Raw genomic sequence first — 18,118 nt, forward strand, 5'->3', positions numbered from 1 at the left:
TTCGTCAGCAACTAATGTTGCCATTTCTGGGAATCGTCGTCAGACTCGGCACCATGAATGTCAACGGTCCGCACATCGATGCCGCCATCTCGCAGATCGGCGCGCGCCTCAAACGCATTCGTACACAGAGGAACGTCACGCTCACAGCGCTGTCCGAGTCCACCGGTATTTCGAAGAGCACCCTGTCGAGGCTCGAAGCGGGGGAGCGTCGACCCAGTCTGGAGTTGCTGCTTCCGATCGCGCTTGCCCACCAAGTGCCGTTGGACCAACTGGTGGCGGCACCACAGGTCGCCGATCCACGTATCCAGAGTGCGCCTCGAAGCGTCAGTGGGCGAACGGTATTGCCGCTGACTCGGCAACCAGGTGGGCTGCAGGCATTCAAGATGACCATCCCGGCAAGCCAGACGGACCCCGACCCGCAAGTGCACGACGGCTACGAATGGCTGTACGTCTTGTCGGGGAGGTTGCGGTTGGTGTTGGCCGATCACGACATCGTGATGGGTACGGGTGAAGCTGCTGAATTCGACACCCGAAACCCGCATTGGTTCGGTAGTGACGGCGGCGGCCCGGTCGAGGTACTGAGTCTGTTCGGCCCCCAAGGAGAACGCATCCACGTACGGGCCAAGCCTTCGCCGAAGTGATGGCCAGTCATACTTTCATTCGATGCTGCCGGAAGGGAAGAGGACAGTGAGGATCCGTGCGAATCGAAATTGACGACCTGAGTCGGGATGTGGTCCGTGCTCTACTGACCGAACATCTCGCCGACATGCATGCGACCTCGCCCGCGGACAGCGTTCACGCGCTGGACATCACCGGGCTGACGGATAGCTCCGTGACCATGTGGACGCTGTGGAGCGAAGGTGACGAGCTACTCGGTTGTGTTGCACTCAAGGAACGGTCGTCGACCGGTGGCGAGATCAAGTCGATGCGAACCTCATCGGTAGCTCGAGGGCGTGGCGTGGGTACGCGACTTCTTCAACACGTCGTGGACGAGTCGAGACAACGAGGTTACCGGCAACTCGAATTGGAGACCGGCACACAGGACTTCTTCGATCCGGCACGCCGACTGTATGCGAGATTCGGGTTCGTCCCGTCTCCACCGTTCGGAAACTACCGCGAAGATCCGAACAGTGCATTCTTCGTTCTCACCCTGTGAGCAGCTCTCATTCGGTGAACATTCTGGCAGTTATTCGTCGTACTGCGCTCTCGGAGTTCATGATTGCGGTGTCGAGCACGAGCCGTTCCGTGGTCCACGGCTCGTAGTCTCGATCCAGGATTTCCTGCCACGTAGGTAGTACAAGATCCGGGATGTCGACGACTCGCCGTTCTGCGCGTCTGCGATGCTCGTCGGGATCCGAACAGATGACTTCGACACTGAGCAAGCGCGCCGAATTATGTTGTGCGGTAGCGGACCAGGCGTTTCGTGTCGCCTCGACTGGGTTGACGCATTCGACCACGACCGAGAGTCCCAGTCGCAATTGTTCGGCGGCGAGCGCGTACCCGGTGATGTATCCGGCGGTCCCGGATACATCAGCGATACCGCTGCGGATCAGCGACTGTTCGATGGTATCGATCCGCACGTAGGGGATCTTGTGATGCTGAGCAAGCACCCGCGCGATCGTCGATTTGCCGGTGGCCGGCAAACCACCGATCACGACCAGTGCCGCGTCGGCCGACGGCTGGGGGTTGTGTACGGCATCCACCATCCCCGCAATGTACGGGGCGTCGTCGATTCACATCGACTCGCCCCGTACTCCTCTCAGTTCGAGGTCGCGAACTCTCGTGCTTCGAACGCCAGGTCGTCGGCGGCGGATTCCATCCGTGCCGTCGCACGGTTGGGTGCTGTCAGCACGGCGACAATCGGAACTGCCAACGCCAGCAGGCCGAGAACGAAGACAGGGAAGAGGAATGAGAACACTTCGAGTCCCTGCGGCGCCGGGGCTGCCGCGTCGTGAACAACCTCGACTGCGGCCATTCCGGTGTAGTGCATACCGACGACGGCGATGCCCATGATGATTCCGGCGACAAAACGCAGAATCGTGGACTCGAGCACCATGGTGAACCACAGTGCAGCGGTTCCGGCGACGACTGCGATGAGAACCGACAATGCAACGAAGAGCAGGTCGTAGTGGATCTCACCCTGAAAGCGCAAGGCGCGCATGCCGGTGTAATGCATGATGTTCACGGCGAGACCGGTCACCACGCCGCCGATCAGAAGCCGCGTCCAGCGGAATTCGGTCCCGATGATCAGCAGACCGACAAAAACAGCACCTACTGAGATGATCGCGGAGATCACGGTCCATCCGAGGTTGTATCGAATGGGACTGCCGGGGACTGCAAAGCCGAGCATGGCGATGAAGTGCATCAGCCAGATGGCGACACCACCGATCGACAGGGCAGCCATGGCTAGCCATCGCATGCGTGTGGCGGTTGTCGTCGCCGACGCTGAATGCCTGGTGCACGCCAGGCCGACTACCGACCCGACCACGGACACGACGTAGGCGAGCCCGAGCAGCCAGATTCCCATCGAGAAATGGTGCATTTCATCCGACATGCCAGTTCCTTTCGGCGACGATTCGCATCTGGTGATTCATCTAGACGACTGCTTCAGCTGCAAGTCGTTCGAGGGAGTACTCGGTGACGGCGATCAGCGCGCGTTTGGCCGATTCGCGGTTTCGGGCGTCGATCTCGATCATGGGAACGCGGTTGGGTAGCGCCAATGCCTGCCGGAGATCGCTCGCCGAATGGATTGGTGCGCCGTCGAAACGGTTGACCGCCACAATGAACGGGAGCCCTCGCGCCTCGAAGAAGTCGACTGCAGCGAAGCTGTCTTCCAGGCGGCGCGTGTCGACCAGAATGACCGCACCGATTGCACCGGTGATCAAGTCGTCCCACATGAACCAGAAGCGGCGCTGTCCCGGGGTTCCGAACAGATAGAGGACCAGGTCGTCGGCGAGAGTGATGCGCCCGAAGTCCATCGCGACCGTCGTGGTGCTCTTGTCGGGAGTGGAACCGAGATTGTCGATACCGTCGCTGGCGTCGGTGACCATTGCCTCCGTGCGAAGGGGGACGATTTCGGAGACGGTCCCCACAAGCGTTGTCTTGCCAACACCGAAACCCCCGGCGATCACGATTTTTGTCGATTTCACGCGAGACGATGAGTCAGAGTGCCCGAAGTCCACTGAGGGTCCTTTCGATCAGTTCGCGTCGCTCGACTCGAGATGCGTCGCTTCGCAGAGTGGCATGTATTTCCAGTGATCCGGCTACTACGAGGTCGGCAACCAGTACCCGCACGACTCCGATCGGAACACCGAGGTGGGCAGCGATCTCGGCAATCGAGATCCGCTGCTCGCAGAGTGCGACGATCGATGCACGAATATCTTGCGGTGCAAGATTGTTCGAGACCACGTCCTCGATCGTCGCGATGATCGCTTCGAGCGGGAGGTCGATGGACGGCAGGGTCCGACCTTCGGTGAGCGCGTACGGCCGGACCAAGCTGGGTTCGGCGTCGTCGTACTCGGATTGATGGTGAGGCATCGAACTCAAATACCCTGCGACGTTCGCGGGGCAATGTCCATCGTGGTCCCGACGCGATCGACGAGAGTCGCCATTTCGTAACCGATCTGGCCGATGTCGCATCCGGCGACAGCGAGGGCGGCAAGGTAAGCGCCGCTACCGACGCCCATGAGAAGCAGGTAGCCGTTCTCCATCTCGACGACGGACTGCATGACGGCCCCACCGTCGAAGAGGCGTGACGCCCCCGCGGACAGGCTGGCGAGTCCGGAAGTGACAGCGGCCAATTGATCCGCCCGATCGAGCGGAAGGTGTGTGCTCGAGGCGGTCAACAACCCGTCGGCTGAGACGATGATCGCGTGACTCACACCCGGCACGTCTCGGGCAAAAGCCGAAACCAGCCAGTCGAGTGCGCGGGGAGTCTCTTGGGCTCCGACAGTGTTCACTGTTCTCCTTCATCGTTGTGCAACATCGTGGACGATTCGAAAGACTGTCCGCCATCGGGCTGATGGTCGGCGGCGCGCCGACGCCCTCGTTGTACTCCGGATTGGTAACTGCTCCAACCACGTTGGACGTCCGCCGGATTGGATGCATGGCGCTGTGTCGTACCGCCACCGCCGACGGCACCAGGAACCAGGCGGGCTCCGCGATCTCGAATGGGCAGACCGGAATCGGCGATCTTGGTGACCGGCATCTCGAACGAGGTCCGAGCGGCCAGCCAGCCTTGATCCGCGTCGGTGGTCCACGAACTGCCGGTGGAAGCCGCTGAAGTCTCCGCCGTCGGATCCACGAGCCACTCCGACACCATCCGGGCGAAAATCGGCATCGTGGTCGGAGCAGAGGGTACGCCGTTCGAGTTGCCGTCGCCCGCGCCGTCAGCCCTCGCCGATGCGCGAGCAGAGAGCCCGTCACGGGTGCGTGAGGAGAAGAATGCCGCAGTATTTGTCGGCGTCGGGGCTGAGAGCCGGTGCCGCGGCGGCGGGGTTGTCGACGGTTGTGGACCCACCGGGATCTCGGGACCCTGTGCCGGCGAGGTGAATTCCGGCGACGGAGTACGAACGGGAAGGGACGTCGATGTGCTTGTGCCTTCGGGATCGGGCAGAGGAGCGAAGGACGACACCGAGGTGGCGGGTGCAGCAGTGGTCGGAGTTGAAGTGCTGACTGCCGGTACTCCACTTGTGCCCGGAGTGCGACGTGGCAATCCCGAAGGCGCTGTTGCCGTAGGAGTGGATTGTGGTGTGATCGGGGCGAACGTCTCGGTCCGATCGGTACTGTTACCGGGCGTTCGACGCGGGAGATCAGCGAAACTTCTGGTCGCAGGCCGCGGGGGTGCGGAGTCGGTCGGGACGGGCTGTGACCATGACGGTGCGGGCGGTGTGGGAGGGGGAGTCCGATCGAGCGTGGGAACGGGTCCGGTTCGCGGCGTGCGGATCTCGGGTCCCCGAGACGAATCGAGTATCGACGTCGGTAGGAGCACCGTGGCGGTGATGCCGCTGTGCGTCGATGACGTTGCCGTCGGGCGCAGGCGCACAGAGATGTTGTAGCGACGGCTGATTCGGCTCACGACGAACAAACCCATGCGACGCGCTGTATCCGCGCTCATCTCGCCGCCGGCGGCGAGGCGCTCGTTGGCATCGAGGATATCGGCAGGCGACATGCCGATACCGAGATCTGCGATCTCGACGATCATGGAGCCGTCGATAGTGCGGGCAGCGTTGATGGAGACGGTGGTCTCCGGTGGGGAGTACCGCAGAGAATTGTCGAGCAGCTCAGCGATGAGGTGAACGACGTCCGGGGCAGCATGACCGGTGACGACTCCGGGCGGGATCTGCCCGAGTTCGACGCGTCGATACTCCTCGACGCCTGATACCGCGGCGCGAAGCGTATCGCCGAGAGCGACGGGGGCGGTCCTGGCGCGGCGTACATCGGTTCCGGCGAGGACCAGCAAGTTGTCGCCGTTTCGACGCATTCTCGCGGCGATGTGATCGAGCCGGAACAGATTCTCGAGGCGACGCGGGTCGTCTTCGTCCTGCTCCAACTGTTCGATCAAACCGAGTTGCTGGTCGACGAGGGACTTGTTGCGCCTCGACAGCGTTTCGAACATGTCGTTGACCTGGCGCCGCAGGGTGGCCTGCTCGCCGGCAAGCGTGATGGCCTGACCGTGCATGTCGTCCACCGCGCGCGCAAGCTCGCCGATTTCCTCGTGGGTGCGGATCGGGACACGGGCGAAGTCGAGTTCGTCGGTACTGGCACCTGCGCGAATTCGTTCGATCGCGTCGGGGAGTCCGCGTCGTGCGGCCTGCAATGCGGCAAATCGCAACCGGCGGATCGGATCGATGAGCGATCGGCTGATGACGAGGGCGATGGCCAGTGCCAGCAGAACCGCGCCGAGCACGATTGCAGTGTCACGGAGTGCTGCGGTTCGTGCTGCATTGGATTCGGCGGTGACGGTGTCGCCGAACTCGGTGACGGTGGTGTCGGTCAGGCTGTTGTACTGGTCGTTGCCGGATTTCAGATCGGCGCCGACGCGACTCCCCAGAGGAGAGGTCGACGGCGTTGATCCGAGGGCGTTGATCCGGTTCTGAGCAGAGTTGCTGAGGGTCTGGACGGTGTCGTTACTCCCGTCGATGGCCAGAATGTTGTTCAGAGCGACCAGTTCGGCACCGGCAGCACTGACCATCGACGTACGAGCTTGCTGGTCCGGATCACCGGAGCCGAAGAGGATTCGTTGTTCGGCCAGCGCTCGTCGCGCTTCCCAGAGTGCGGAGAGTCGACCACCTTGTTCGCGCAGGACAGGGCGTTGAGAATGCTCGACGACGCTGGTGAAGGTGCTCGAGAGTGCGCGCGAGACTTCGCCGACCCGCGAAACCAAGCGTGCGGGAGCCACCGCGCCGGCGGCGATCTCCTCGGTGATGGAACGGCTCTCGGCGAGCGCCGAAGTTACTTGGTCGTTGAGGTCGTCGTCGGACTGGAACGCGCGCGCGGCGTCGACCAGTTGGTCCATTGCGTCCGAAACTGCTTGTGTTGCCGGGCCGGTGTCAGTGCGTGCCGATGCGGCTTCGGCGAGTTCGTACAGCGCGGATTCGAGGTTGATCGCGGCGGGCACTGCGAGGGCACGCTCGGACGAGGAACTCAGCTGTGCGGCTTCTTCGAGTTCTGTCTGAACTCGAAGTGCGCCGAGGACGACGGCGACGATCATCGGCAATGCGAGAACGGCGATGACCTTCCATCCCAGGCGCCATTCGCCGATCGACCACCAAGAGGTTGTCGTGTGTGAATCGTGTTTCATGCGGAACATGGCCCCTTCACGTCAACCCCCCGTGGGTCATTGCCCGAACCCCTTCGATCCGGTTTGACCAGAAGGAGTAGTTAGCTGAACGGTAACAGACTGTTCGCTGGCTCGCTACATCCCAGTTGGCTTCGTGGATCGCCGATGACTATATCCGGATTGTAAGGCCAGGTGAAAGGGTAAACGGACAAGTGCGGCGAATGGGATAGCCGGATTGTTCGATTCGGTAACTCGTCGACTCGTTGATATGCGGCGCGCGGGAATCTCCGGAGGATCTGCCTCAGGACCTGACATAGAGGACACGTCCGAACGAGGCGCACTCGCATGTCAGACTGTGGAAACCGCACCGATGACCGAATCGAACCTTGGAGACATAGTGGGTGGACCTGCTCGCGACGCGTTGCGCGCGATCGCCGAACTGCTCGCCCCTGACAGCGCTGTTGTCATCGACCGGGTGACGCTCGCGATCGAGTATCCGGAACGGTATGTCGAAGTACAGAACGAGCTGTACTCACAGACGCTCGAGAAGCCGCACCCGGAATTGGCGTGGTTTGCTCTCGTCGACGCGTTGCACGACCGAAAACTCCTGGTCTGGGTGGACTGGAACGAGGACGCTGCCGAGGTTCTCGGTCAGCTACGAGCGCTCGAGTCGGCGCCGGCAGGATCGTGGGAGTGGGCGCAGAGTCTTGCCATGGCCTTCGATCGAGCTGCCGGACTCGAATCGCTTCTCGCTCGAGTCGGCGACAACATCACCGAGACGGGCGTTTCACTTGCCTGGCTCGACAGCGACAGCGATACGTTTCTCATCGCGCTCGTCCCGAGTGTTCACGGTGCAACACTCGTCGAACTCGCGCTGGCAGCCGGGCACTGCGTGCGCGTGTTCTAGAGTCTCAGCGTTTGCCGAGCAGGCGGCGCAATCCTTCGATTCGATCGCTCAGTCTGGGCGGCGTGCGCTCGGGATCCATCAGTGCATTTTCAGCGAGCACGTGGTCTTCGCCGTCGACTGTATTCCGGTCGAATTCGCGCAGACTGCGAGCGTCGGAGGTCGAGAGAGCGCGAACCGTCGACAACAGTGACTGCTCACCCAACGCGTCGTCGACTTCTTCCTCGGTGACGTCGAGGTGCTCGCTGAGTAGCCGGCGCCTCAATCCGATGATCGAGGCGCGCAACTCGACATCTGCGTCGTCGTCGGATTCGACGGCGATGTCGCACTCGGTGTCGAAGCCCATCGAACGGTTGTTGAGGTTCGACGACCCGATTCGCAGGAGGCGATCGTCCATCACGAGGACCTTGGCATGCACGTAAATTGGTGCACCGGAAGAGGTCACGGGATAGAACGCACCGAACCGGTCGTGGATATCGGCCGACCACAGCAAATGCAGCAGGTCGTGGCGTGCCCCGTCCATCGCCTTTTGTTCGAGCCATCCATCGGCATTGCGCGGAATGACCAGAACGATCTCCGGCCCGTCGGCCTCACGTAGACGCGCGGCAATCGCCTCGGCCAGCGTGCGTGAGGCGAGGTACTGGCTTTCGATGTACAGCGTGTGTTCTGCCCCGGCGATGGCCGCGAGATAGAGCGCCTCGATCTCGCGTACCTCTGTGCGTTCGCCGAGTTCCGGCAGCGTTCTGGCGATGGCCACGTCGACGACGCGCAAGGTAGGAGCCAAATTGACCGGCCACGGCGTCGCCGTGCTCTGGACCGGTGGGAGGTCCTCTCCGGTTGCGGATTTCCAGCGTGCCCGCGCTAATTCGCCGATGGCCGCGGCAGCATTGCCGTCGACCGCCGTGGTTGCGTCATGCCAAGGGCCGTAACGTCTTCCGCTCGGTGTGATCCGGTAGTCGTTGCGGTCGACGTGATCCGAGGTGTCCCAGCGGTCCACCGTCATGTCGATGCCGCCGCAGAACGCCAGAGCGTCGTCGATGACGATGATTTTCTGATGGTGCGCCGCACCCACGGGATGGGCGCCGTCGATCTCGAACCGCAGGCGCTCGTCGGTCAGCCAGTTGGACACGAAGACGGGAGTCATGCCGCGCCCAATTGCGGTGAACGCGCCGATGTTCCATTTGAGTACGAGGATTTCGAGGTCGGGTTTCTCGCGGACCAGCCAGCGGAGGAACATTCCCAATCGGTTGGGGCCGTCGAGCGTCTGCTTGCCTGGTTCGAGTTTGATGCGCGTGTCGAAGTCCCAGCCGATCAACATGATTCGCTTTTCCGCTTGCAGCATTGCGGACTTCGCATGATGAAAGTAGTCAGCGGCGTCGACGATGCAGGCAAGATTGTCCGCCGGTTCGATGCGCCAGCAGGTTTCGCCCGGAATCAGTATTCTGTTCATTCGCCGATTCCCAGGTACGCGGTCAGTTCGCGCGCTGCCGCTTGGCCGGCGCGGTTGGCTCCGATCGTCGACGACGACGGTCCGTATCCCACCAGGTGCACGCGAGGGTCGGCTTCGACCTGCGTGGCGAGGCGCCCGGTCATCGGGATTCCGCCACCCGGTCCGCGCAGGTGCAACGGCGCCAGGTGATCGAGTGAGCTACGAAAACCGGTGCACCACAAGATGACATCGGCGTCGACGACGGTACCGTCGGCCCACTTCACGCCGTTCGGAAGAATTTCGGAGAACATCGGCAGTCGATTCATCACACCACGCTCTCGCGCTGCCCGGATGGCAGGCGTCACGGGGAGGCCGGTCACCGAGACAACGGATCCCGGTGGCAGGCCGCGTCGTACACGATCTTCGACCATGGCAACCGCATCGCGGCCGATGTCCGGCGTGAACGGCTCGTCGCGGAACTCGGGTTCGCGCCGCGTCACCCAGGTAGTGGTCGTGACGCGTGAGATCTCGTCGAGCAGTTGGACGGCCGAGATACCGCCGCCGACCACCACAACATGTTTGCCTTCGAACTCCGCAGCGGTTCGATAGTCCTTCGTATGGAGCTGTCGGCCACGGAAGGACTCGGCCCCGCGATAGTGGGGGATGAAGGGGCGCTCCCAGGTTCCCGTCGCGTTGATCAAGCCTCGCGCCGCGAACACCCCCTGGTCGGTTTCGATTCGCAGTCGCTCTTCCCTCGGACACACCACCCGTGTGTGTACCGGGCGGTGGACGGGAAGTTCGAATTGCTTTTCGTACAGTTCGAAGTAATGGGGGACCGCCACCGATGCAGGCACTTGTTCGGCGTCTGTACCGGTGGTTTCCGCAAAGGACATCCCCGGGAGGTCGTGCACACCGTTGACGGTGCTCAGTGTCAGGCTCGGCCAGCGGAACTGCCACGCTCCACCCGGACCGGACGCATGATCGAGCACCACGAACCCCGATTCGGGTTCGATTCCGAACTTGCGCAGGTAATACGCGGCGGAGAGTCCGGCCTGTCCCGCGCCGATCACCACCACGTCAACCGGGTGTGGTTGCTGTGCGGCAAGGTCGTCTGTACTCATCGGTAATCTAACCTCCTGATGTACAGAACTTAGCTGCAGAGAAGTATGCGGACGGTAGCGGCGCCTCGGAACTCCCGTGTGTCGAGCCTTCCAGAAACGAAAGTGAGCGGACATGATCGGGTTCTCCCGTGACGGCAACGTCGTGACCATCGAGTTGCAGCGTCACGAGCGTCGTAATGCGCTCAGCGCCGAACTCTGCATCGCAATACGGGACGCGATGAACGCGGCAGTCGCCGAGCATGCGCACGTTGTCGTCATCACCGGTGAGGGATCGGCGTTCTGTGCAGGCGCGGACCTGTCCGGCGACGTCTACATGGAGGGCTTCACCGACCGCTTGTTCGAAATGCTCCGGTCGATCGACACGGCGCCCATCCCCGTCATTGCCGCTGTCAACGGTCCGGCCGTCGGCGCCGGTACCCAGCTGGCCATCGCGTCGGATCTGCGCGTCGTGGCACCGACCGCTCGCTTCGGAATCCCCGCGGCCACCCTCGGAGTCTCGGTGGACAAGTGGACCATGCGTCGGCTCGCGTCGCTGGTCGGCGGCGGTCCGGCGCGTACCATTCTGCTCGGCATCGAACAGATCGGCGCCGAGGAAGCTTTCACGCGCGGTCTCGCCAACAAGCTCGGAACCCTCGACGACGCTCAGGAATGGGCGCACCGCATCGCCAATCTCGCACCGCTGTCGTTGCGGCACATGAAGATGGTTCTCAACGACGACGGCACCATGGAGGAACAGTCTCCCGAGCAACTCGACGCCCTCCACGCCGCCTGGCTCAGCGAGGACGTCCAGGAAGCCCGCGCCGCCCGCATCGAGAACCGCCCTCCCGTATTCAAGGGAAAGTAAAGCTCGTTGCAGGGAAAACAGGCACCAGGCACGCGGGACAGATAGTGGCTACGCTCGTCTGAATGAAGAAGACGACGGTTCTGGGAGTTGCGGCTGTTGCCGCGGCGACAGGGTGGGTGGCGCGAGCCGCATGGGGAATCCCGACGCAGATCGGGGCGTCGCGAAACACAGTGCAACCGTATGCGGCGATGTCCCCGCGATACCGGGACCGCCAGTTCCACAACTCGGAGCCCAGCAGCACTCTGGTTCCGGGCACCGATGCCGGGATGTTCAAGTCGATGGCTACACGGGGGTCGACGGGTCGGCCGCGTCAGCCGATTCCGTTGGCAACTCCGCTGGCGCCGTCGGTAGCGGGTGACGCGGCCGTGACGTGGTACGGCCATTCGAGTGTTCTCGTCGAGGTCGACGGTTACCGCGTTCTCGCCGATCCGGTGTGGAGCGAACGCGTATCACCCTCGGCCACAGTAGGTCCCGCACGTATGCATCCCACTCCCGTGGCCTTGGCTGATCTACCGACGGTAGATGCGATAGTCATCTCGCATGATCATTACGACCACCTCGACATGGCGACGGTCAAGATTCTGACTCGCACCCAGACCGCTCCGTTTGTCGTTCCGATCGGTATCGGGGCTCACCTGCGGCACTGGAAGGTGCCCGAGAACCGGATCGTGGAATTGGACTGGGACGAGTCGACAAAAATCGACGACCTGGTTCTCACGTGCACCGAGGCTCGTCACTTCTCCGGTCGTGGCCTCGTCCGGAACACGACGCAGTGGGCGTCGTGGGTATTCGCCGGTCCGAAGCACCGGGTGTTCTTCGGCGGAGACAGCGGATACACATCACGTTTCGAACAGTTGGGTGAAACCTATGGGCCTTTCGATCTGACGCTTCTCCCCGTGGGCGCGTACGACGTGCGCTGGCCGGACATTCACATGAATCCGGAAGAGGCAGTGCAGACACACATCGACCTCAACAAGGGCGACGGATCGCGCGGTGTCTTCGTACCGATCCACTGGGCGACCTTCAACCTCGCGTTTCACTCGTGGTCGGAGCCGATCATTCGCCTCAACGAGTCGGCCGCAGAGGCGGGCACAACAGTGTCGGTCCCGATGCCTGGCGGCAGGATCGACGCGTTGTCACCGACACCGCCGTCGAAGTGGTGGATACCACTGGGCTGAGCGGAGAAGTGCCGCGGACGTGGTTGCCTGTCGAGTCGAACCCTGATTAGTTGCTCCGGGTGCGTAATCTTTGACCATGGCTCACGAGCACACCAGTTCAGAAGAGACAGCAGTGGCGGTAGCGCCTGAGCGATTGCCGGACGACGTAGACGTCGCCCGCGGTCTGACCGCCGATCAGGTTGCAGCAAGGATCGCGTCGGGACAAACCAACGATGTACCGGACCGGGCGTCCCGCTCGGTCAAGGACATCATCCGCGGCAACGTCTTCACACGCATCAACGCGATCCTGACCGTGTTGTTGGTGATCGTGCTCGCGACGGGCTCGATCATCGACGGCATGTTCGGGTTGTTGATCATCGCGAACAGCGGTATCGGCATCATCCAGGAGATCCGCGCCAAGCGCACGCTCGACGCTCTGGCCATCGTGAGTCAGGCCAAGCCCATGGTCAGGCGTGACGGCGTCGCCGTGGCAATGGCGCCCAAAGATGTTGTGCTCGATGACATTATCGAACTCGGATCCGGTGACCAGATAGTCGTCGACGGTGAGGTGGTCAGTTCTGCCGCACTCGAGGTCGACGAATCGCTGCTCACCGGTGAGGCTGATCCGGTTCACAAGGCGAGCGGCCAGCAAGTGCTGTCGGGCAGTTTCGTTGCCGCAGGCAGCGGCGCGTACCGCGCCACCAAGGTCGGTGGAGATGCATACGCGGCCAAGCTGGCCGAAGAGGCGAGCAAGTTCACCCTCGTGCATTCGGAACTGCGCAGCGGTATCGACAAGATCCTGAAATTCATCACCTATCTGATGATTCCGGCGGGAGCGCTGATCATCTTCAATCAGCTCTTCACGATCGGCTTGCCGATCCGACCCGCCCTCAACGGCATGGTGGCAGCGCTGGTTCCGATGGTTCCCGAAGGCCTTGTGCTCATGACGTCCATTGCTTTTGCGGTCGGGGTCATCCGATTGGGCAAGCGCCAGTGCCTCGTTCAGGAGTTGCCGGCGATCGAAGGCTTGGCCCGTGTCGACGTGGTGTGCGCGGACAAGACCGGAACGCTGACCGAGAACGGCATGCGCCTGTCCGAGGTCGACGTCGCACCGGGTGGATCAGGGGAGTCTGCAGTCAAGTCCGCGTTGAGCGCGATGGCCGCGTCCGACCCTCGCCCCAACGCGAGCGTTCTGGCGATTCGCGAGTCTCTCTCCGACGATTCCGGCTGGGGCGAAGCCACCGCGCTCGCGCCGTTCTCCTCGGCGAAGAAGTGGAGTGGCCAGTCGTACGGCAGTCACGGCAACTGGGTGCTCGGTGCCCCGGACGTGCTGCTCGATCCAGACTCGGAGATGGCCCGCAAGGCAGAAGAAGTGGGTTCGAGCGGGCTTCGTGTCCTCATGCTCGGCAGCAGCAACCTTCCCGTCGACGACGCCGACGCGCCGGGCACCGTCACCCCTGAGGCTCTGGTCGTACTCGAGCAGAAGGTGCGTCCGGACGCGCAGGAGACGTTGGAGTACTTCGCCAGCCAGAAGGTCGCGGTCAAGGTCATTTCCGGCGACAACGCGGTTTCCGTCGGCGCCGTTGCCGGTTCCCTCGGGCTCGAGGGTGGTGACCGTCCCATCGACGCGCGGGATCTTCCCAGCGATCAGGAAAAGCTGGCGGACACTCTCGACGGAGCAACGACGTTCGGTCGAGTACGACCGGATCAGAAGCGGGAAATGGTCGCTGCCTTGCAGTCTCGCGGACATACCGTCGCGATGACCGGTGACGGCGTCAACGACGTGCTCGCCCTCAAGGACGCCGACATCGGAGTCTCGATGGGTTCGGGCAGTCCGGCGACCCGAGCCGTGGCCCAGATCGTGCTGCTGGACAACAAGTTCGCGACGCTCCCGTACGTCGTCGCGGAAGGCCGCCGAGTGATCGGCAACATCGAGCGTGTGTCGAATCTGTTCCTGACCAAGACCGTCTACTCGGTGGTGCTTGCGTTCCTGATCGGCATCACCGGCGTCCTGTCCCAGGTCTTCGACTTCGAACCGCTGCCGTACCCGTTCCTGCCCCGCCACGTCACGATCGCGGCGTGGTTCACGATCGGTATCCCGGCCTTCATCTTGTCTCTCGCCCCCAACAACGAGCGCGCCCGAACCGGTTTCGTCTCCCGCGTGATGCGTCTGGCGTTGCCGTCGGGCCTGATCATCGGCATCACCACGTTCATCTCCTACGTGTTGGCTTACCAAGGCCCCGACCAGACGGAGACCCAGAAGATCCAGGCCGGAACCAGTGCACTCATCACGTTGATCATGATCGCCGTGTGGGTCCTGGCCGTCGTTGCTCGGCCGTACGTGTGGTGGAAGCTCGTTCTGATCGGCGGTTCGGTTGCCGGGTACCTCATCCTGTTCGCGCTGCCGTTCACTCGTGAGTTCTTCAAGCTTGATCCGAGCAACGTCGCTGCGACGACGCTCGCGATCACCCTCGGCGCTATCGGCGTTGTGCTCGTGGAACTCTCGTGGTGGATCAGCGCACGCCTGCACGGGGAGAAGCGGAAGATTTTCGCGACGCCCGACGACCTGCCCGGCGAGCATCACCACGCCCACAGTGAGTAAGTAGTTTCAGCGCCTGAACATCTGCACCCAGGCAATGCGATCGCCGCCGCGCTTCTTGGCCCGGTACATCGCATTGTCTGCGTGCTCGATCAGTTCGTTGACAGCCCGATCCGGTAAGTCCGTCTCGGGACAGAGGTAGACGCTGACGCCGGTACTGGCGGATACGGGATAGGGATCGGAGTCGGACGAGACCGCCGAATGTATCTCGGTGGCGACCTGTTCGATATCTCCTCGATCGACTCCGCGCAGGACGACGAACTCGTCGCCGCCGATTCGCGCCACCACTGCCTCGGGCCCGGCGGCAGCGATGAGGCGGTCAGCGACAGCGGTCAACCCGTCGTCACCTGCTACGTGACCGTGCGTGTCGTTGAGGATTTTGAACGAGTCGACGTCGATGAGCAGTGCGATCAGAGCCTGCGTTCGATCACCGCGCAGCAGATGCTGTGCCTCGTCCTGGAGTCCGCGGCGATTGAGTGTCGCGGTGAGGTAGTCCCGGTGAGCGTTTCGTGCGTCGTCGGTCAGGCGCAGCCAGACGATCTGCAGAATCCACGCGGTGGAGAAAACCACACCGGCAACCATCAGATAGAGATTCACGACCACCCAGTCGTCGTTGACCGGCTCGGACATCGCCATGGCAGCGAGCGTCGTGCAGACAGCAAGAGCCCAGCCGATGTGGGTCACGGCAACACGCGGACTGTGAACTATCGCCGTGTAGAAGCCGATCATGATGAACAGGACGCAACCCAGCGTTCCGACGAACGCTGTGCGAACCGCGAAGAAGAGCGTGACGGCGAGCCAGAGGTCGGCCCAGACGACAAAGGCCACGGATTGGCGCCAGGTGGGCCACGATTCGTTTCGCACCCAACGGCAACCGGCATAGACCCCGCTGATGGTCCCGACTGCGAGGATGGACCGTGCAAGGGCGGAATCGGAACCGAAGCGGCTCAACTGCATGGTCGCCGCGATCAGCGCGAAGAGAAAACACCACACCGCGACTAATTTGCGTCCGGGAACGGTCAGCCCGCGAGTGTCGAGGAATCGGGGGAGCCAGGTGTAATCGGTGCGATCCGACCACCACCGGGACAGCAGTTCACGCGTGGGGTGGGGGTCGCCCCCCGTCCCGCGCAGTCCTGCATTCAATCCGGGCACCTGTCGATGTCGATGGGTGATCAATCAGCTATTGGCGGGTTAACGCTACCTCGAGTTGCGCGCGGCTCGAACGCACGGACCTGCTTTCTGGCGTAGAGGCCGTCGACCTGTGAGAATCGAAGGGCGCGGAGGAACGATTCCGCCGAAGGATGTGCGTCAGCACCGGGAGAGGACACGGACATGGGTTTCTTGGACAACGTCAAGGGATTGGTCGAAAAGGGCCAGGAGCTCGCAGCGGAGAACTCCGACAAGGTTCACGACGCGATCGACAAGGTGGCCGACATCGCCGACGACAAGACCGGCAACAAGTACGGCGATCAGATCGACAAGGCAGCCGAGGCCGCCAAGAAGGCTGTTCCCGAAAAGCAGTAAAACCGGATTCGGCCATACCGTTGCTCAGGGGCCCGTAACCGAAAAGGTTGCGGGCTTCTGTGCCTCCGCTGGGTGAACTCCCAGGGTCGGCGGGCAGAATGAACGCGTGAACTTCACCTGGATTCTGCTGGTTGTCATTGCCGCCATCGCAGTCACCGGGCTGTCCAATCGACGAAACCTGCAGGCCCCGCTGGTCCTGGTGACCGTGGGCTCGGTCGCCTCCTTCGTCCCCGGTATGCCGCGGCCCGAACTGGACCCCCACGTCATTCTCGGTGTGGTCCTGCCGCCGCTTCTCTACTCGGCCGCTCTCAAGTTCTCGGTCGCGACCTTCAAACGCAACCTTGCGCCCATTCTGCGTCTCGGCGTCGGAATGGTGCTGGTGACGGCGTTCGTGGTTGCCTTCTTCGCCGAATGGATGGTTCCCGAGTTCACTATCGGCGCCGCCCTCGTGCTCGGAGCTGTGATCGCGCCGACCGATGCCGTCAGCGCGGTGGCGGTCGGTCAGAAACTCGGGCTCCCGAAACGAGTCATCGCCATCCTCACGGGCGAAGGGCTCGTCAACGACGCGACCGCGCTGACCCTCTTCACCGTCGCGGTCGCTGCCGTGACCGGAACGCGAATTGCGACGGATTCGCCCCTGTTGTTCTTCGCGTACGAAGTAATCGGCGGCGTTGTCGTCGGCTTGGTGCTCGCGTTTGTCGTCAAGTTCGTTCGCGCCCGCATGTACGACTCTCCACTCGAAACCGGCTTGGGGCTGGTCCTTCCGTTCGCTGCCTACCTGGCCGCTGAAGAACTACACGCGTCCGGTGTTCTGGCCGTCGTGGTTGCTGGTCTGGTGATCGGACACTATTCGACGGACGCGTCGATCATGACCAGGCTGCAGGAGCGCTCGGTGTGGTCGAGCCTGGACACGCTCCTCGAGATGTTCGTCTTCGCGTACATGGGGCTGCAACTGAGCTTCGTGATCGACGATGTTGTCGCCGACGGGCTTCCGGTGCTTCACGTGTTCGCGTACGGTCTGGCAGTCCTGGCCGTGGTCATCGTGATTCGGCCGGTGTGGCTGTTCCTGAGCTACTCCCGTGTGCGATTCGGTGTAACCCTGCGCCGTGATCGCGAGAATCAACTGACGTGGAAACAGAATCTGGTGGTCTCGTGGGCGGGAATGCGTGGTGTCGTCACTCTTGCTGCGGCCGGCGGTATCCCGTTCGCGCTCTCGTCCGGCGAGCCGTTCCCCGGACGCGGCGTCATTCAGGCGATCGCGTTCATCGTCGCGGTCGGGACACTGCTCATCCAGGGATCGACCTTGCCGTTCCTGATTCGTCGTCTCGACGTCGCGGATCCCTATGAACAATTGCGTACTCAGGAACAGATGGAGTTGGCACGCAACATTTCTCGCAAAGCCGGTGAGAAGGCGTTGGCAGACGCGGCTGCGCACCCTCCGTCGGGGATCGACGGAAAGGAATTGCAGGCAATTGTCGAGCGCGTACGCCGCTCGATGCAGGCGAGGCTTCAACTCCAGGAGGTCGACGAGGACGCCGATCGCGAGGCCGCCTTGTGGAATGCGGGAGCGCTCTTCGACAAATTCCGGCATCAATCCCTTCGCTCGCAGCGAGTCGCACTGATCGCCGCGCGCGACGACGGAGATCTCGACGACGAGGTATTGCGTACCGTATTGGAAGGACTCGACATCGAAGAGGCCGCAGCCGAGGAACGTGTCAGGCGTCGCCGAGCAGGCAGCGCGGGCAAATAGAGGGGAACA

Annotated in this window: 17 protein-coding genes; 8 read left to right on the forward strand and 9 right to left on the reverse strand. The window is 62.6% G+C overall.

Translation table 11 applies throughout. The annotated features are described in order from the left end of the window. Positions 1-14: 14 nt before the first annotated feature. Both RE4_RS05990 and RE4_RS05995 read left to right on the forward strand, forming a co-directional pair. Positions 15-641, forward strand: a complete 627-nt coding sequence (locus RE4_RS05990; protein WP_019744854.1) for a helix-turn-helix domain-containing protein — start codon at positions 15-17, stop codon at positions 639-641. A gap of 56 nt (positions 642-697) precedes the next feature. Then, on the forward strand, positions 698-1,156 hold the full coding sequence (locus tag RE4_RS05995) for a GNAT family N-acetyltransferase (RefSeq protein ID WP_060938180.1): 459 nt from the start codon (positions 698-700) through the stop codon (positions 1,154-1,156). Positions 1,157-1,163: 7 nt separating this feature from the next. Here the strand turns inward: RE4_RS05995 and RE4_RS06000 are convergent, their stop codons facing one another. The 6 genes from RE4_RS06000 to RE4_RS06025 are packed head-to-tail and all read right to left on the reverse strand — an operon-like array spanning position 1,164 to position 6,802. Further along, entirely contained in the window at positions 1,164-1,706 is a 543-nt protein-coding gene (locus RE4_RS06000) for a P-loop nucleotide/nucleoside kinase family protein (protein WP_029255988.1), read from the reverse strand. A gap of 53 nt (positions 1,707-1,759) precedes the next feature. Next, positions 1,760-2,554 (reverse strand): MHYT domain-containing protein, encoded by a 795-nt coding sequence (locus RE4_RS06005; protein WP_019744851.1) that lies wholly within the window; start codon positions 2,552-2,554, stop codon positions 1,760-1,762. A 40-nt stretch (positions 2,555-2,594) separates the two neighbouring features. Next, positions 2,595-3,182, reverse strand: coding sequence for a GTP-binding protein (locus tag RE4_RS06010; protein ID WP_003940118.1), 588 nt, complete (start codon positions 3,180-3,182; stop codon positions 2,595-2,597). Next, complete coding sequence (locus RE4_RS06015) at positions 3,163-3,537, reverse strand: DUF742 domain-containing protein (RefSeq protein ID WP_019744850.1); 375 nt, start codon at positions 3,535-3,537, stop codon at positions 3,163-3,165. Before RE4_RS06015 ends, RE4_RS06010 begins: the two co-directional genes overlap by 20 nt. A gap of 5 nt (positions 3,538-3,542) precedes the next feature. Beyond that, positions 3,543-3,959 (reverse strand): roadblock/LC7 domain-containing protein, encoded by a 417-nt coding sequence (locus RE4_RS06020; RefSeq protein WP_003940329.1) that lies wholly within the window; start codon positions 3,957-3,959, stop codon positions 3,543-3,545. Next, a complete protein-coding gene (locus RE4_RS06025; RefSeq protein WP_238076534.1) occupies positions 3,956-6,802 on the reverse strand; it encodes an ATP-binding protein in 2,847 nt (948 codons plus the stop codon). The genes RE4_RS06020 and RE4_RS06025 overlap by 4 nt, the downstream gene beginning before the upstream one ends. 349 nt (positions 6,803-7,151) lie before the next feature. On the opposite strand from RE4_RS06025, the gene RE4_RS06030 reads away from it, so the two are divergent. Next, positions 7,152-7,688, forward strand: a complete 537-nt coding sequence (locus RE4_RS06030; RefSeq protein ID WP_232253318.1) for a DUF6630 family protein — start codon at positions 7,152-7,154, stop codon at positions 7,686-7,688. A gap of 4 nt (positions 7,689-7,692) precedes the next feature. On the opposite strand, the gene RE4_RS06035 is transcribed toward RE4_RS06030, so the two are convergent. Next, positions 7,693-9,135 (reverse strand): phospholipase D-like domain-containing protein, encoded by a 1,443-nt coding sequence (locus tag RE4_RS06035; RefSeq protein WP_060938182.1) that lies wholly within the window; start codon positions 9,133-9,135, stop codon positions 7,693-7,695. Next, complete coding sequence (locus RE4_RS06040; RefSeq protein ID WP_029255983.1) at positions 9,132-10,235, reverse strand: NAD(P)-binding domain-containing protein; 1,104 nt, start codon at positions 10,233-10,235, stop codon at positions 9,132-9,134. Before RE4_RS06040 ends, RE4_RS06035 begins: the two co-directional genes overlap by 4 nt. 112 nt (positions 10,236-10,347) lie before the next feature. Between RE4_RS06040 and RE4_RS06045 the strand changes: the two genes are divergently transcribed. The 3 genes from RE4_RS06045 to RE4_RS06055 all read left to right on the forward strand — a co-directional run bounded on the left by RE4_RS06045 (position 10,348) and on the right by RE4_RS06055 (position 14,838). Beyond that, entirely contained in the window at positions 10,348-11,079 is a 732-nt protein-coding gene (locus tag RE4_RS06045) for an enoyl-CoA hydratase (protein WP_060938183.1), read from the forward strand. Between the two features lie 62 nt (positions 11,080-11,141). Beyond that, positions 11,142-12,257 (forward strand): MBL fold metallo-hydrolase, encoded by a 1,116-nt coding sequence (locus RE4_RS06050; protein WP_019744844.1) that lies wholly within the window; start codon positions 11,142-11,144, stop codon positions 12,255-12,257. Between the two features lie 76 nt (positions 12,258-12,333). Beyond that, a complete protein-coding gene (locus RE4_RS06055; RefSeq protein WP_019744843.1) occupies positions 12,334-14,838 on the forward strand; it encodes an HAD-IC family P-type ATPase in 2,505 nt (834 codons plus the stop codon). A 6-nt stretch (positions 14,839-14,844) separates the two neighbouring features. Here RE4_RS06055 and RE4_RS06060 read toward each other — a convergent pair whose 3' ends face one another. Continuing rightward, positions 14,845-15,987 carry a GGDEF domain-containing protein gene (locus tag RE4_RS06060; RefSeq protein ID WP_060938184.1) on the reverse strand — a complete coding sequence of 381 codons (1,143 nt, stop codon included), beginning with the start codon at positions 15,985-15,987 and terminating at the stop codon, positions 14,845-14,847. A 180-nt stretch (positions 15,988-16,167) separates the two neighbouring features. Between RE4_RS06060 and RE4_RS06065 the strand changes: the two genes are divergently transcribed. Then, entirely contained in the window at positions 16,168-16,359 is a 192-nt protein-coding gene (locus tag RE4_RS06065; protein WP_003940164.1) for an antitoxin, read from the forward strand. 106 nt (positions 16,360-16,465) lie between these two features. After that, the gene (locus RE4_RS06070) at positions 16,466-18,109 is read left to right on the forward strand and encodes a Na+/H+ antiporter (protein ID WP_060938185.1); all 1,644 of its coding nucleotides are present in this window, start codon (positions 16,466-16,468) and stop codon (positions 18,107-18,109) included. The last annotated feature ends 9 nt before the right edge of the window (positions 18,110-18,118 follow it).

The organism is Rhodococcus erythropolis NBRC 15567 (assembly GCF_001552595.1).
GTDB lineage: Bacteria > Actinomycetota > Actinomycetes > Mycobacteriales > Mycobacteriaceae > Rhodococcus_F > Rhodococcus_F erythropolis.

Excerpts from the sequence above, each read along its gene's own strand:
- RE4_RS05990 (WP_019744854.1), top strand. The coding sequence starts at position 15 with ATGTTGCCATTTCTGGGAATCGTCGTCAGACTCGGCACCATGAATGTC.
- RE4_RS06000 (WP_029255988.1), bottom strand. The coding sequence starts at position 1,706 with ATGGTGGATGCCGTACACAACCCCCAGCCGTCGGCCGACGCGGCACTG.
- RE4_RS06005 (WP_019744851.1), bottom strand. The coding sequence starts at position 2,554 with ATGTCGGATGAAATGCACCATTTCTCGATGGGAATCTGGCTGCTCGGG.
- RE4_RS06015 (WP_019744850.1), bottom strand. The coding sequence starts at position 3,537 with ATGCCTCACCATCAATCCGAGTACGACGACGCCGAACCCAGCTTGGTC.
- RE4_RS06025 (WP_238076534.1), bottom strand. The coding sequence starts at position 6,802 with ATGAAACACGATTCACACACGACAACCTCTTGGTGGTCGATCGGCGAA.
- RE4_RS06030 (WP_232253318.1), top strand. The coding sequence starts at position 7,152 with ATGACCGAATCGAACCTTGGAGACATAGTGGGTGGACCTGCTCGCGAC.
- RE4_RS06035 (WP_060938182.1), bottom strand. The coding sequence starts at position 9,135 with ATGAACAGAATACTGATTCCGGGCGAAACCTGCTGGCGCATCGAACCG.
- RE4_RS06040 (WP_029255983.1), bottom strand. The coding sequence starts at position 10,235 with ATGAGTACAGACGACCTTGCCGCACAGCAACCACACCCGGTTGACGTG.
- RE4_RS06045 (WP_060938183.1), top strand. The coding sequence starts at position 10,348 with ATGATCGGGTTCTCCCGTGACGGCAACGTCGTGACCATCGAGTTGCAG.
- RE4_RS06050 (WP_019744844.1), top strand. The coding sequence starts at position 11,142 with ATGAAGAAGACGACGGTTCTGGGAGTTGCGGCTGTTGCCGCGGCGACA.
- RE4_RS06055 (WP_019744843.1), top strand. The coding sequence starts at position 12,334 with ATGGCTCACGAGCACACCAGTTCAGAAGAGACAGCAGTGGCGGTAGCG.
- RE4_RS06065 (WP_003940164.1), top strand. The coding sequence starts at position 16,168 with ATGGGTTTCTTGGACAACGTCAAGGGATTGGTCGAAAAGGGCCAGGAG.